Source organism: Algoriphagus halophilus, assembly GCF_900129785.1.
Classification (GTDB): Bacteria; Bacteroidota; Bacteroidia; order Cytophagales; family Cyclobacteriaceae; genus Algoriphagus; species Algoriphagus halophilus.
On the sequence record NZ_FSRC01000001.1, the window covers coordinates 2,810,972 to 2,825,070 of the forward strand.

The window sequence follows — 14,099 nt, forward strand, 5'->3', positions numbered from 1 at the left end:
CTGAAACAAACTTATTTAAGAGTAGCTCTCTGGGGCATACACCAGATCTGAGAGAGCTGCCAATAGGTTTTTCACTTCAATATCCAAGAGATTAAGGACATCTTCCATCCCGTTATGGGTACCCAACTTCAGGCTATTCTCTACCTTCCTGGCTAATTCCCCACTTGGGCTTTTAATTTGTCCAAGCCTGCTTCCTAACTGATGGCATATTTCCAAAACCTGATCCCAACGATCATTTAGCCTTGCCTTCTTCAGTTTGGTCATGTCATTTTGAGTATCCTTGATCAAATCCTTCAAAATATCCATCAAGAGGTCCTCATCTCCCATGCAGAACCTTCTCATATCTTTTAAGTCAAAATGATCATGCTTATCAGCATTCGGTTCCGGATTGATGGGCTGTCCTTTGGTAGCCCGGTCTGGGAATACTCTACTTAAACAAGCCACCAATGCTCTTTCTTGGAATGGTTTGAATAAGAGCTCATTGAACCCCTCTCTCATCATTTTTTCCTTTTCCTCCACAAAAACATTGGCTGTCATGGCTAAAATTGGAAGTGTTTGATAAGCAGCAATGGATCTTAAGGATTTCACAACATCAAATCCAGAAAATTCTGGCATCTGAATATCAATGATCGCCAAATCAATATCAATCTCTTCAAATTCATCTCTAAAAGTGGCTCCTCCAGGATAGGCGATCACATTGGCACCAAAGTAGGAAAAGATGGTCTCCAAATACCGAAGCCCCACTTTATCATCATCAACCAATAATACATTTTTCCCTTCCAAGTCAATGTAATTGAGTTCTTCCTGGTCAACTTCAGGTTCTTGAGCTGGGGTAGTTTCCATTGGCAAAGAGATCTTGATATTGGTTCCAACTCCCTCTTCACTCTGGGTATCAATTTCACCATTCATCAACATCACCAATCGATGTACGATTGCCAACCCAAGTCCAGTACCCCCAAATTTTCTGGAAATCGAGTTATCCGCCTGATCAAACTCTAAGAAGACTTTTTCCAGCACCTCTTTACTCATCCCTATCCCAGTGTCCCTTATCTCCACAACTAGCTGATTTTCTGACCATTCTACAGCCACATGAATCGAACCTTCTTGGGTAAATTTAAAGGCATTTGACAAGAGGTTGTTCAGGATTTGCTTCAATCGAAGTTGATCTCCCTCTAACCATTTATCTTCAGGAAGCTTTAAGGACCAATAAAAGCCCAGCTTTTTCTCTGTTGCTTGAAGCTCATAGAATTTTTGAAGGGCACTAAATAATCGTACTGGGTCAAAAGCCGTGTATTCCAGTTTTAGCTTTCCTGCCTCCAGCTTAGAAAAATCGAGGACATCGTCCACAATTTCCATCAATGTCTGGGAAGCAAAACCGATCATTCTCAAATAAGACTGCTGGGCGGAATCTAATTCTGATTTTTCCAATACAGATTGATATCCTTGGATCACATGCAAAGGATTACGGATCTCATGACTCATATTTGCCAAAAATTCCTGCTTGGATTTAGCCAACTGTTCTGCCTTTTGCTGGGAAATCAATAGGTTTTCTTGGTATGTTCTATTGAGTCGAATCTCTTTCAATATCGAATACACCAATAATGCAGAAGCCAACACTGCCAGAACTACCACCAACACTAAAAAATAAGTCACATCATTGGCAAGCCCATAAGCAGCATTGTTCTGGTCATTGGATTCTTCGATCGTCCTTCTTTGTAAGGTGACCAGCAATTCCTGAATGGTTCCAACAATCTCACTTTGCTTTTGAGAAAGATCTGCCTCCAGCGTGGCCAACTTTTGTCTTTGGTAAGATTCTTCTCTATATATCCTGCTAATAACTCCTTTGATATTGTAAAGGATGCTATCAATGGTAAATGGTTGGGTGGAATTGGTGCGGGTATTCTGCTTTTGAAGATTTCGAAGGTAGTTTACCAGTTTGTCTTCCTCTCGGGAAATTTCCTCCGGCGATACCCTACCCACTTGCAACTCCTGATTTTTGGGAAGCTCTTGTCGGGTCGCGTTTTGCTGTTCCAATTCATCTAGGATGATATCTCTTGGACGAAGTGTGATCAAGGGCTCTGTCTCTGCATCAGCTGCTCTCCTCCGAATACCCAATTCTACCTTACGAAGTGCTTCCTGGGTAAAATTCCGATCGGCAAGATTCTTTTTTACCTCATAGAGGTCTTTGTACCCAGCCACCAAGGCAATTAAATTTTCTCGGATACTTCTAATATTGGATTCCTCCAAGGTATCGGAAGCCCATTCATTTAACTGAATGAGTTTGGCATTCAGGGAATTCATAGTAGAATCCTGCACCCTAAAATCTCCTCCTTGGTCTACCTGTTCGATTTGGGTAATCTGAAAAATCTCCGACTGTAGCTCACTCAGTAAATTTAATTTCTGGTTGGGCTGAGCCAATTCTGCCACCGTATCTACCAGACGATTTAGGGTATAATAAGTCAGTCCTGCCACACCAATCAAAAAGATGGCAGCAAAGAAAAATCCGATCACGACTTTTCTGGCGGTCTTGGAAGGAGGATTGACTTTTTTCATTCTATCCTCCAAAATTACCAATAATTATTCCAAGTATTTAAAATTTGAGCATTGTATATCCCTGAGGGACATAGGTAGTAAGAGTGGTCAAGGCTGAATGGGCTATTTCTATCCCTGGCCAAATATCCTTTTTGGTAAGCCCACGGGCTCTCATGGACTGTCCACATACATAGAATTCTACGCCTGCATCCTTTAATGCTTGGTATACTTTGAGGTTAGGATTTTCTACCTGATACCGAGACTGATAGTTTTCATCCGTAGTTGCAGTAAAGATTGCTCCTCCATGAATCACAACTTTCACATGCATCTGTTCTTGCTTCACACCTGCCAAACCATGTAGATTCATTAAACGAGCAATATTATCCACCCATCTACTGATTTCTTTAGGGTTTTCCGCCCCAGTTGATAAGTCTACAATGATTTTGTAATCCAAACCTGGATCCGGACGTTCCGTCGCATCAGGAACTTCATAAATCCCTCCAAAACCTTTGACTAAAGGAAATTGTGCTTCTGATTGGGCAAATGAAACTTGGGTAATTAGCAAAAGCGCAGCTGAGAAAAGAGCTGCTCTCAATAGTAGATTCATAGGAAATTTTATTAGCCCGAAAAAGTAGGAATTTTATAGGGGAAATGGGTGGCCATTGGTGGAAATTTCTACTTAAGATTTCTAGATGAGAGTTTCTCTATTTGAAATTAATAGCCTCCCGCAAGGGCGCGTAGCCGCAAAGGGTTAATTCAAATATGAATATTCGTCCCCTGACAAACTTTTGATTACGAGATAAGCATAATCCAGAAAACTTGTATTAGTATCAACAATGCAAGCCTATCTGCCGATAGGCAGGGAAGCTCCAAAGCCGACGTGGCAATCCAGACTTACGGAAATGAGATTGCCAAGCTCCGCTCGCAATAACGATCCAAACTGCATACCGCCAGCCTATCTTCGGAAGGCAAGCTGACCACTGACCACTGCTACTGATCACTTCCAATTGCCTTTCCCGACCTCTATCTTCCATCCTACGACCACTGTTTTTTAATTAATGGAGATTTCTCCGTCTGACCGAAATGGCTAAAAAAAACTTTGCGACTTTGCTTCTTTGCGGGAGATTTACTTTTAAAAAATGAGACCGCTTCGGCCTTTGGCCTCGCAGTGACGTTACCATCCTTTTTTCAGCTTAATCTGCAGCTTTGAGGTTAGAAAATGGCTTTAAATATTTGAAGGGCATAAACTTTCGAGGTTTTGAAAACCTTAAAGGTTGAGCAAAAAAAAGCTCCCGAACTAATTCGGAAGCTTTCGTGCGCACGAGAGGATTCGAACCTCCACACAACTTAATGCACCACCCCCTCAAGATGGCGTGTCTACCAGTTTCACCACGTGCGCGGTTAGGGTCAGCAAAAGTAGAAATGTTGCCCATTCGAAGCAACCCCTTCCCTCAAGCTTTTCCAATTATTTTTTCGTTTACCCGTAAACTTTCTTCTCGGCTGCCAATAAGGTATTGTAAAGCAAAGAAGCAATGGTCATCGGGCCGACCCCTCCAGGAACTGGAGTAATTGCGGAAGCGATCTCGGATACCTCATCAAACTTCACATCTCCTACCAACCTGAATCCTGATTTCTTGCTGCTATCTTCAATTCTATGGATTCCCACGTCAATGACTACTGCCCCTGGCTTCACCATATCAGCAGTAACAAAATGAGGTTTTCCCAAGGCAACAATCAAAATATCAGCAGACTTCGCAATCTCTTCCAGATTCTTGGTGCGGCTGTGAGTCAACGTGACAGTTGCATTGCCAGGGTATCCGTTTCTAGCCATCAAAATACTCATAGGGCTACCTACAATATGGCTTCTTCCGATCACCACACAATTCTTACCGGAAGTCTCGATCTCATATCTTTTCAATAACTCAATGATCCCATAAGGAGTAGCCGCTACATAAGCAGGCCAATTCAAAGCCATTCTACCTACGTTGGCTGGTGTAAACCCATCTACATCTTTCTCAGGTTTGATTTTATCAGTCACCTTCTCCACAGAGATATGTTTCGGCAAAGGCAATTGTACTATCAATCCATCAATGGAGGGGTTTTCATTGATATCCTCCACTACTTTCAAAAGTTCTTCTTCAGATACCGTATCTTCCAAACGAACCAGAGTAGAATCGAAACCACACTCTTCACAAGCTTTTACTTTCGCTCCTACATAGGTTTGGCTAGCGCCATCAGTTCCTACCAGGATCGCAGCCAAATGAGGGGTCTTTCCTCCCTCGGCCTTGATTTCACTTACGCGAGCAGCAATTTCGGATTTGATTTGTGAGGAGGTTAGTTTTCCGTCAATAATTGTGGCCATTATACATTTAAGTTTTAGCAGGTCTAACGTCGATTCTAATTAGTCGATGCCGGACATTCAATATTTAATTACTTTTCATTTCTGCTGTTTCAATACTTCTCTTAAAGATCGAAATCAGTTGATAACTTTTTTACTTTATGTACTCTATTTTGAAGATCTAGCTTCATTACTCTGGCTTTGTAACTAGTACTTCAAATATTGTAGATCGTATTCCAACTTCCCATCCCTTACTTCCTAACTCAAACTTCCCAATTCTCCCTCCGAACTTCCTAATCGAGTTTCAATACCGCCATAAACGCTTCCTGAGGCACTTCTACGTTTCCGACTTGCCTCATTCTCTTTTTACCTTTCTTCTGCTTTTCCAACAATTTACGCTTACGGGAAATATCACCACCATAACATTTCGCCAACACGTTTTTACGTAATGCCTTGACCGTTTCACGAGCAATGATCTTGGTTCCAATAGCTGCCTGAATCGCAATCTCAAACATTTGTCTTGGCACCAGTTCTTTCAACTTCTCGCAAAGTCTCTTTCCCCATTCATAAGCTTTATCCCTATGAACCACCGCTGAAAGCGCATCTACTGGTTCTCCATTCAACATCACATCCAACCTCACCATATGAGAAACCTTATAGCCGATCAATTCATAATCCAAAGAGGCATATCCTCTAGAAATGGTTTTTAATTTATCAAAGAAGTCGAAGACAATCTCTGCCAAAGGCATATCGAATGTCAATTCCACTCGATCTGCTGTCAAATAAACTTGGTTTTTGATCTGGCCTCGCTTCTCCATACAAAGAGTAATCACGGACCCCACATATTCGGAGGCTGTAATAATCGAAGCTTTCACATAAGGCTCCTCGATATGTTTCATCCGGGTTGGATCAGGCATATCAGAAGGTGCATTGATCAATTTGTAGGAATCATCGGTCATCAAAGCTTTGAACTGCACAGATGGAACCGTGGTAATCACGGTCATATCAAATTCACGCTCCAATCGCTCCTGAATGATCTCCATATGAAGCATTCCAAGGAATCCACAACGGAATCCAAAGCCCAATGCCGCGGAAGTTTCAGGTTCCCAAACCAAAGAAGCATCATTGAGTTGAAGCTTTTCCATGGAAGCTCTGAGTTCTTCATAATCAGTGGTATCTACAGGATAAATACCTGCAAACACCATGGGTTTCACATTTTCAAACCCTTGGATTGCTTTTTCACAAGGTCTCTTAATGTGGGTTATTGTATCCCCTACTTTAATCTCTTTTGCCACTTTTACCCCTGAGATCAAGTAACCTACATTACCTGCACTCATGGTTTGCTGTGGTATTTGATTCAAACCTAAGATTCCGATTTCATCCGCCTCATATTCTCTGCCTGTATTCACAAATTTGATTTTATCTCCTTTGGAGAAAGTACCATTGAAAATTCGGAAGATTACTTCAACGCCTCGGAAAGGGTTGTATACTGAGTCAAAGATCATCGCCTGTAAAGGCGCTTCTGGGTCTCCTTTAGGTGCAGGGATTCTAGTAACCACTGCTTTGAGGATATCATCTATCCCGATCCCGGTTTTTCCAGACGCCAGAATGATATCTTCTCGGTCACAACCTATCAAATCAATCACCTCATCCGCCACTGCCTCGGGATCTGCTCCTGGAAGGTCAATCTTATTAAGGACAGGAATAATTTCTAGGTCATGTCCCAAAGCCAAATACAAATTGGAAATTGTTTGGGCTTCGATACCTTGTGAAGCATCCACAATCAACAGGGCTCCTTCGCAAGCTGCTATGGAACGGGAAACCTCATAGGAAAAATCCACATGGCCCGGAGTATCTATCAGGTTGAGTGTATACACTTCTCCCTCATGAGTATATCTCATTTGAATCGCATGAGACTTAATGGTGATCCCTCGCTCACGCTCCAAATCCATGTTGTCCAACAACTGATTCTGCATATCCCGATCTGCGACCGTCTGGGTTTCCTGCAGTAACCTATCCGCCAGTGTACTCTTCCCATGATCAATATGGGCGATGATACAGAAATTTCTAATTTTTTGCATATCCATTCTGGGGGCAAAAGTAGTAAAAAATAGGCTTATCGCTTTTATTTTTATCGCTTTCTTAAAAGCTTACTTATTATAGCGCTTCTCTTTAAAAAATGTTAAAACAACATACTCAGGATGAGGAAGTAATTGGACTGATCCTATCCAATTTTTGATTTCACCCCTGCTTTTGCCTAAAATCTGAGGAAATATTCCCCAAAAATCAGCAAAAAATACCCACTTTTTTTGTATTTTATCTATGCTACCCCCTGAAAATCAGCTATTAGGCTCTTGAACCTACCTCATTAGGCCGTGGTATGATTATTTCTAAATCCATAGCAAAACCAACTGTTAACAGGACATAGACCACCTATTAGACATGAACTATTTATCTATCAACACATACAGGCTTAAATCTTTCGCCGTCATCCTTGGCTGTCTTACAGCAAGTTTCGGGTTTTACGGTTGCGAGGAAACTGAGGTAAAAGAGGAAGGAATCCCTTTACCTGTACTTACCTTGAAAGAGGAACCAGCAGCTATTTCCTATAAATATCTAGGTTCCATTGAAGGAGTTGAAAATGTTCAAATAAGACCCCAAGTTGAAGGAATATTGGAAGAAATCTATGTGGATGAAGGCCAATACGTCAATAAAGGAGATGCATTGTTCAAAATCAATAGTCAACCATATATGGAGGACTTAAAAAATGCGCTTGCCAATGTAGAGCTTGAAAAAGCAAGACTACGGAAAGCAAAAACCGAAATTGACAGATTACGTCCACTAATCGAAAATGAAGTGATCTCAGAAGTTCGAATGGAGACTACTATTGCTGATTATGAGGTAGCGCAATCTTCCTTGGCGAAAGCAGAAGCAGAGGCCGCTAACATGCGAATCAATATGGAGTTTACCACGATCAAAGCTCCTGTGGATGGTTTGATGGGGAGAATTCCAAAATCGATAGGTAACGTAGTTAAAAAATCAGATGACACGCCATTGACTGTCCTATCCAATGTGAGTGAGATCTATGTGTATTTTTCAATGAGTGAGTCTGATTACCTCTACTTTGAACGAATGAAAAAGGACTCCACTTCCAAAAAAATGAATCCAGACGTGAAGCTGGTCTTAGCTGATGGTAGTGTGTATGATAAAGTGGGAACAATAGATGCCAATTCAGGTCAAATCAACCGATCAACTGGTTCTATTACTTTACGTGCCCATTTTGAAAATCCTGACACCTTATTGAGAACTGGTAATACTGGCAAAATCCTGATGGAACAGATTTATCCTAACGCGATATTGGTTCCTCAATCTGCAACTACTTCCATTCAAAACAAACGGTTTATCTATGTATTGAATGAAGACAATACTGTTTCTAGAAAAGAAATTACGATTGAAGGCAGATCTGGAAATGATTTTATCGTAAGCGGAGATCTTTTGAAAGCAAATGACCGAATCGTTACGGCAGGACTCGATAAACTCAGTGAAGGCGTTCTTATAAAACCTTTGGAACAAGGACAATTACTTACACAAAATTAATTCAGACAAGCTGTAGCCTATCCTTAGTGAAAGCTTAGACCATCTAACATGACACCTAGACATTTACCCTTTCCTCCTGGAATTGGGGTTGCTGACCCTTGTTAGGAGATGCTCATTTTTTATCTAGGTATATCCTGAAAGTCGCATGATAAAAAACATTATACAAAGGCCAGTATTGGCATTGGTAATCTCCATTCTATTGGTATTGGCCGGTGCAGCGAGCATGACCATGCTTCCCGTTGAGCGATTTCCCGAAATCGCGCCTCCTAGTGTCAGTGTGCAGGTATATTACCCTGGAGCCAATGCAGAGACCGTAGCCAATTCAGTGCTATTACCGCTGGAGGAAGCCATCAACGGAGCAGAAAATATGAGTTATGTCAACTCCACGGCAACTAACTCTGGAAGAGGTCGGTCTACCGTGTACTTTGAACCCGGAACCGATCCCAATGTTGCTGCTGTAGAAATTCAAAACAGGATTTCGAAAGTCATGGAACAAATCCCTGCCGAGGTGAGGGAAGCAGGTATTGTCGTGTTGAAACGCTTGAAAGGATCTTTGATGACCATCAACATCTACAGTGAAAGTGATGATTATGACGAGACTTTCCTAAATGCCTACACCCGGATGAAAATCCGCAGAGAGTTAAAACGTGTGGGCGGTATTGCAGAAGCGTCCATCTTGCGTTCCCGGGATTATGCCATGCGAATTTGGCTCAATCCAGAAAAACTGGCGCTCTATGGATTGACTCCTAGAGAGGTGTTAAATGAAGTAAGAGACCAAAGTTTTGAAGCGGCTCCCGGTAGGTTTGGTGAAAATTCAGAAGAAACTTTTGAGATTGTATTAAAACATAGTGGACGGTTCAGTGAACCTGAAGAATATGAAAACATCGTCATTAAATCTGAGGAAGACGGATCCCAACTTCGATTAAAGGATGTGGCCCGACTGGAGTTCGGAGCATCGAACTATGCCAGTGAAAATAAACTGGATGGTAAATCTGCAGTCACCATTGATATTGTACAGCAACAAGGAGCCAACGCAGTGGAAATTGACAAGGCTGTTCGCGAAATCATGGAAGAGCAGGCCAAGGCATTCCCAGAAGGAATTCATTACAAAATCACCTATAGTGTGCGTGACCAAATTGATGAGTCCATGCACCATGTGCGACAAACTTTAATAGAGGCATTTGTATTGGTTTTTTTGGTCGTATTTATCTTCCTACAAGATTTTAGAGCGACCATCATCACGGCAATTTCTATCCCCGTTTCATTGATTGGTACGTTCTTTTTTCTCCAATTAATCGGAGCCACCATGAATGTGCTCAGTATGTTCTCCATCGTGTTGGCAATCGGTATTGTGGTGGATGATGCCATTGTGGTGATTGAGGCGATTTACGAAAAAATCCACGATCAAGGAATGCAGGTATTGGATGCGGTCAACGCAGCCATGTCAGAAATCACCGGAGCGATTATTTCCATTACCATTGTGATTGCCGCCGTATTTTTACCTGCAGGATTCTTGGATGGACCAGTGGGGGTATTCTATAAGGAATTTGCTTTCACCATCATCTTTGCGGTTTTGATTTCAGCGATCAATGCATTGACCTTGGTCCCTGTTTTGAGCGCCTTGATTTTAGGTAAGAAAAAGGAGAAAAAACCTGCTAAAAACAACCTGATCGGAAAGATCAAAGAGTCTGAGAAGATGGACAAAATCAAGTCTATCAAGACCAAAAGCTTAAAGAAATTTGACTCCGTTTTTGATAAGTTTACCTTTCAATACATCCGATTAATCAAATGGGCCATCCTTCGTAAATGGTGGACCGTAGGGGGATTGGTCATCGTAACTGGACTTACCTATTTCTTGGCTTCCAATACGCCCAAAGGTTTTATCCCTACCGAAGATGACAACTTCCTGATTTTCTCATTATCCATGCCGGAAGGTTCTTCCCTCTACCGAACGAACCAGTTGCTCAGACAGGCAGACTCTTTACTACACTTGGAACCGGCTGTTGCTAGCGTCAACACGGTTTCTGGTTACAATATTGTGGATGATTCAGAAAGTGCTTCAACAGGGCTGGGCTATGTGAAACTGAAAGAAGTTTCTGATCGAGGAGACATTTCTGATATCCAGGAAGTGGTCAAGCATTTGACCAAAAAACTCAGCGTATTGAATGAAGCCAAAATCAATATGTATCCAAGACCGACGGTACAGGGTTTTGGTAATTTCGATGGGGTTCAGATTGTTCTTCAGGATTATTCTGATGGGGATTTGGCTGAGTTTGGAGTGTTGATCCATGAGTTTGTAGCGGAACTTTCCAGACAAAAAGAAATCGAAAAAGCCTTTACTTCCTACAATACCAATTTCCCTCAGTTCAAACTGAACATCGACTATGAAAAAGCAAAAGCTTTAGGGGTCAGTGTAAAAGACATGATGTTTACCATCCAGTCTAATTTCGGTAGAACCCGAGTGGGTGACTTCAACCGATTCACCCGTCAATACATGGTATACATGCAGTCGGACATCCAATACCGGGAAACCCCCGATGCCATTAATTCAATCATGGTCAAAAATGACAAAGGAGAAATGGTGCCGCTTAGCTCCTTTGTAAGTCTTGAACAAACGTATGGACCGGAGACGGTATTTAGGTACAATCTATACAATGCAGCCAGAATTAACATTACACCAGCTCAAGGGTACAGCACGGGTGATGTCATGGATATGTTGGAGAAATTCAGCGAAGATAAACTTCCTGCCAACCTTGGTTTTGAATGGACAGGGATGAGTTTGGAGGAAAAGAAATCTGGCTCCAGTACCACCACGATTTTCATCATCAGTATCATCCTGACTTATTTCATTCTGGCAGCACAGTACGAAAGTTTCTGGCTTCCTATGGCCGTGATTCTTTCCTTGCCAGCAGGTATCCTGGGGATTTTCGCTTCCATAAATTTGGTAGGCATAGATAACAATATTTATGTCCAGGTGGGACTGATTATGCTGATTGGTCTTTTGGCAAAGAATGCCATCCTCATTGTAGAGTTCGTGGCACAAAAAAGAAGAGCTGGACTACCTGTCTTTGAGGCGGTCATAGAAGCCTGTGAATTGCGATTGAGACCTATTATGATGACCTCATTTGCCTTTACAGCGGGGTTGGTTCCTTTGATGTTTTCTGTGGGCTCCTCTGCTGAAGGCACCAAGTCAGTCAGTATTGGTACTGCCGGGGGAATGATTTTTGGGATTTCACTAGGACTTATTTTCATCCCTGTATTGGCCTATCTTTTCCAACAGCTACAGGATAGATTCACTTTGACTACCAGTAAAAAAGTAGAAACCGCAGAACAATGATGTACACTAAGAGATTAATACCCCTTTTCTTATTGCTTATCGTGGCGGTAAGCTGCAAAGTCGGAGAGAATTATACCCGACCTGAAACGGATTTACCCGATGAATTCTATGGTAGCGAAAAACTGCAGGACAGTGTATTTGTCGGGGATGAACAAATCGCTCTGATTTCTTGGGAAGATTTCTTCCAGGACTCCACGTTGAATTCTCTGATCGACACGGCGCTTTCAGGAAATTTTGACATGCAAAAAGCCAGAAAGCAAATTGAAATTGCAAGTGAAAGCTTCCTGCAAACTAAAGCCAATTTCTTACCTAGCCTTGGGTCCAATCCCGCAAGATTTACCCGGGAATATTATTCAGAAAACTACAATAATTACGGCTCGAATAGAGCAAGGAGAAACCATCCAGATGGGGTTCCCAGAACGCTATATACCGAAAATTTAGCTTATGCGGTAGCGTTGCAAGCAAGTTGGGAAATTGACATTTGGGGTAAATTAAGATGGCAAAAAGAAGCTGCCCAAGCCAGATATATGCAAACGGCAGAATTTCAAAAAGCACTTCAAACGGCTTTGGTTTCGGAGATCTCTTCGACCTATTTCAATATGTTGATGCTGAAATCCCAGTTGACCGTGGCAGAAAGAAACTACAGCCTCAGCCAAAACACCTTAAAAATCGTCAAGCTTCAGTACGATGCTGGCGAGAACACATCCTTGGCTGTTCAGCAAACCCAGTCCCAGATGTTACGAGCCAAGGCATTGATCCCTCAATTGGAAAAAGCCTATATCATCCAGGAAAATAAATTAAACAATTTGTTGGGAAATGTACCTTCTGAAATCGAACTGGAGGGAGTACTGGACCAGCTGGCATTAGATCACCGATTCAGTACCGGGGTACCGATCGACTTGATTCAAAACCGACCTGATGTGGCTGCTTCAGAGTATAATCTAGTAGCTGCCAATGCAAAAGTTGGGATCACCCAGGCCATGAAATACCCTTCTTTAACCATTAACGCGGGTGCCGGGCTAAACTCCATGAGTTTTGGGAATGTATTGGATCCATTCAGTTCTGGATTTGCCTTGATCAATGGGGCTTTGTTCCAGCCTATTTTCCAAAACAGAAAATTAAAGACCAACCACCGTATTGCGATCAAGGAACGTGAGATAGCTGAATTGGACTTCCGAGACAAAGTGAATACTGCCATTAGTGAAGTATCCAGTGCATTGGTTAATATTGAAAAGCTTCAAGAGGAATATGATATTGCCCAAGAGCGGTTAAGAACGACTACCAAGAGTATGACTGATGCATTTTTGCTCTTTCAAAGTGGCTTTGCGAATTACTTGGAAATCATCAATGCCCAAGAGGACGCACTCCAAAACCAGCTGGAAGTGGTACAGTTAAAAATGCAATTGGCTTTGGCCAAAGTAGAATTATACAGAAGCCTTGGTGGCGGTTGGCAAGTGGATGGGGAATGAAAAATGTCTGGTTAAACCCAAAATAAAACTAGGGGCAGTCCGAGAGCCGGCCTGTCCGTCAGGAAGAGAGAGTCAAGGACGCTTCGATTTCGAGACTCTCGTCTCTCAAGTGCTTAGAATGACATCATACCTTACAAAGCTGGGGTACTTTTCCTATTAGCGAAAGAAAAACAAAAAACAATCTTTTCTTACCTTTGCACCATGAAATCGGTAGCAGAAAACAAAAAAGCTCAAAACATAGCAGAATACATTATTTACATGTATCAAATGGAAGACCTGATAAGATCCTACCAAGGAAATCCAGCCGAAATCAAGCAATATGTAGTAGAAAAGTATCCCGTTTCTGAAGAGGAAAAAGCTGAAATATCCGATTGGTATTTATCCTTATTGGATCAAATGAATGCTCAACAAATTCTAGAAAAAGGGCATTTGAAGGAACTCAATCAATTGGTGGGGGAATTGGCTAGAATCCATTGGAATTTATTGAAAACGGATGGCACCTATTTCGAGGCTTATTCCAAAGTAAAACCATTTATCATAAATGCGGTCATGCAGGCAGAGGGAAAAGACTTGGGTAATGAGATTCAGATTTGCTTAAATGGGATTTATGGATTGTTACTTTGCCGGCTTTTAGGAAAAAAAGTCTCTGATGAACAGTTAAAATCTGCTGAAGCCTATGGGGATGTCTTGTCTTACCTAAGCCGCTATTACCATACAGTGCACTCCTTGCCCGAGAACTAAGCTCTTCTAAATTTGAGTAATACCACCATTTATATAGTCGTAGGGATTTTAGCTCTTCACTTTGTGGTAGGGATTGGGTATTTGA

9 protein-coding genes and 1 tRNA gene are annotated in these 14,099 nt (G+C 41.9%); 4 read left to right on the forward strand and 6 right to left on the reverse strand.

The window, feature by feature from the left end:
* Positions 1-15: 15 nt before the first annotated feature.
* From BUR11_RS11710 to lepA, 6 genes are all read right to left on the reverse strand, one after another.
* A complete protein-coding gene (locus BUR11_RS11710) occupies positions 16-2,553 on the reverse strand; it encodes an ATP-binding protein (protein ID WP_143185924.1) in 2,538 nt (845 codons plus the stop codon).
* Between the two features lie 37 nt (positions 2,554-2,590).
* Complete coding sequence (locus BUR11_RS11715) at positions 2,591-3,139, reverse strand: DsrE family protein (RefSeq protein WP_074224988.1); 549 nt, start codon at positions 3,137-3,139, stop codon at positions 2,591-2,593.
* Between the two features lie 223 nt (positions 3,140-3,362).
* Positions 3,363-3,566 carry a hypothetical protein gene (locus tag BUR11_RS21100; protein WP_143185926.1) on the reverse strand — a complete coding sequence of 68 codons (204 nt, stop codon included), beginning with the start codon at positions 3,564-3,566 and terminating at the stop codon, positions 3,363-3,365.
* 281 nt (positions 3,567-3,847) lie between these two features.
* A tRNA-Leu gene (locus tag BUR11_RS11720) sits at positions 3,848-3,931 on the reverse strand.
* A gap of 78 nt (positions 3,932-4,009) precedes the next feature.
* Positions 4,010-4,894 (reverse strand): bifunctional 5,10-methylenetetrahydrofolate dehydrogenase/5,10-methenyltetrahydrofolate cyclohydrolase, encoded by an 885-nt coding sequence (locus BUR11_RS11725; RefSeq protein WP_074224989.1) that lies wholly within the window; start codon positions 4,892-4,894, stop codon positions 4,010-4,012.
* Positions 4,895-5,163: 269 nt separating this feature from the next.
* A complete protein-coding gene (lepA, locus tag BUR11_RS11730; RefSeq protein WP_074224990.1) occupies positions 5,164-6,957 on the reverse strand; it encodes a translation elongation factor 4 in 1,794 nt (597 codons plus the stop codon).
* A gap of 355 nt (positions 6,958-7,312) precedes the next feature.
* Between lepA and BUR11_RS11735 the strand changes: the two genes are divergently transcribed.
* From BUR11_RS11735 to BUR11_RS11750, 4 genes are all read left to right on the forward strand, one after another.
* Positions 7,313-8,467 carry an efflux RND transporter periplasmic adaptor subunit gene (locus BUR11_RS11735; protein ID WP_074224991.1) on the forward strand — a complete coding sequence of 385 codons (1,155 nt, stop codon included), beginning with the start codon at positions 7,313-7,315 and terminating at the stop codon, positions 8,465-8,467.
* Between the two features lie 145 nt (positions 8,468-8,612).
* Positions 8,613-11,804: an efflux RND transporter permease subunit gene (locus tag BUR11_RS11740; protein ID WP_074224992.1), complete on the forward strand. Its 3,192-nt coding sequence runs from the start codon at positions 8,613-8,615 to the stop codon at positions 11,802-11,804.
* Positions 11,801-13,273 (forward strand): efflux transporter outer membrane subunit, encoded by a 1,473-nt coding sequence (locus tag BUR11_RS11745; protein WP_084560943.1) that lies wholly within the window; start codon positions 11,801-11,803, stop codon positions 13,271-13,273. Before BUR11_RS11740 ends, BUR11_RS11745 begins: the two co-directional genes overlap by 4 nt.
* Positions 13,274-13,474: 201 nt before the next feature.
* Positions 13,475-14,014, forward strand: coding sequence for a DUF4924 family protein (locus tag BUR11_RS11750; RefSeq protein ID WP_074224994.1), 540 nt, complete (start codon positions 13,475-13,477; stop codon positions 14,012-14,014).
* Positions 14,015-14,099 lie beyond the last annotated feature (85 nt).

Excerpts from the sequence above, each read along its gene's own strand:
- BUR11_RS11740 (WP_074224992.1), top strand. The coding sequence starts at position 8,613 with ATGATAAAAAACATTATACAAAGGCCAGTATTGGCATTGGTAATCTCC.
- BUR11_RS11750 (WP_074224994.1), top strand. The coding sequence starts at position 13,475 with ATGAAATCGGTAGCAGAAAACAAAAAAGCTCAAAACATAGCAGAATAC.
- BUR11_RS11735 (WP_074224991.1), top strand. The coding sequence starts at position 7,313 with ATGAACTATTTATCTATCAACACATACAGGCTTAAATCTTTCGCCGTC.
- lepA (WP_074224990.1), bottom strand. The coding sequence starts at position 6,957 with ATGGATATGCAAAAAATTAGAAATTTCTGTATCATCGCCCATATTGAT.
- BUR11_RS11725 (WP_074224989.1), bottom strand. The coding sequence starts at position 4,894 with ATGGCCACAATTATTGACGGAAAACTAACCTCCTCACAAATCAAATCC.
- BUR11_RS11710 (WP_143185924.1), bottom strand. The coding sequence starts at position 2,553 with ATGAAAAAAGTCAATCCTCCTTCCAAGACCGCCAGAAAAGTCGTGATC.
- BUR11_RS11745 (WP_084560943.1), top strand. The coding sequence starts at position 11,801 with ATGATGTACACTAAGAGATTAATACCCCTTTTCTTATTGCTTATCGTG.
- BUR11_RS11715 (WP_074224988.1), bottom strand. The coding sequence starts at position 3,139 with ATGAATCTACTATTGAGAGCAGCTCTTTTCTCAGCTGCGCTTTTGCTA.
- BUR11_RS21100 (WP_143185926.1), bottom strand. The coding sequence starts at position 3,566 with ATGGAAGATAGAGGTCGGGAAAGGCAATTGGAAGTGATCAGTAGCAGT.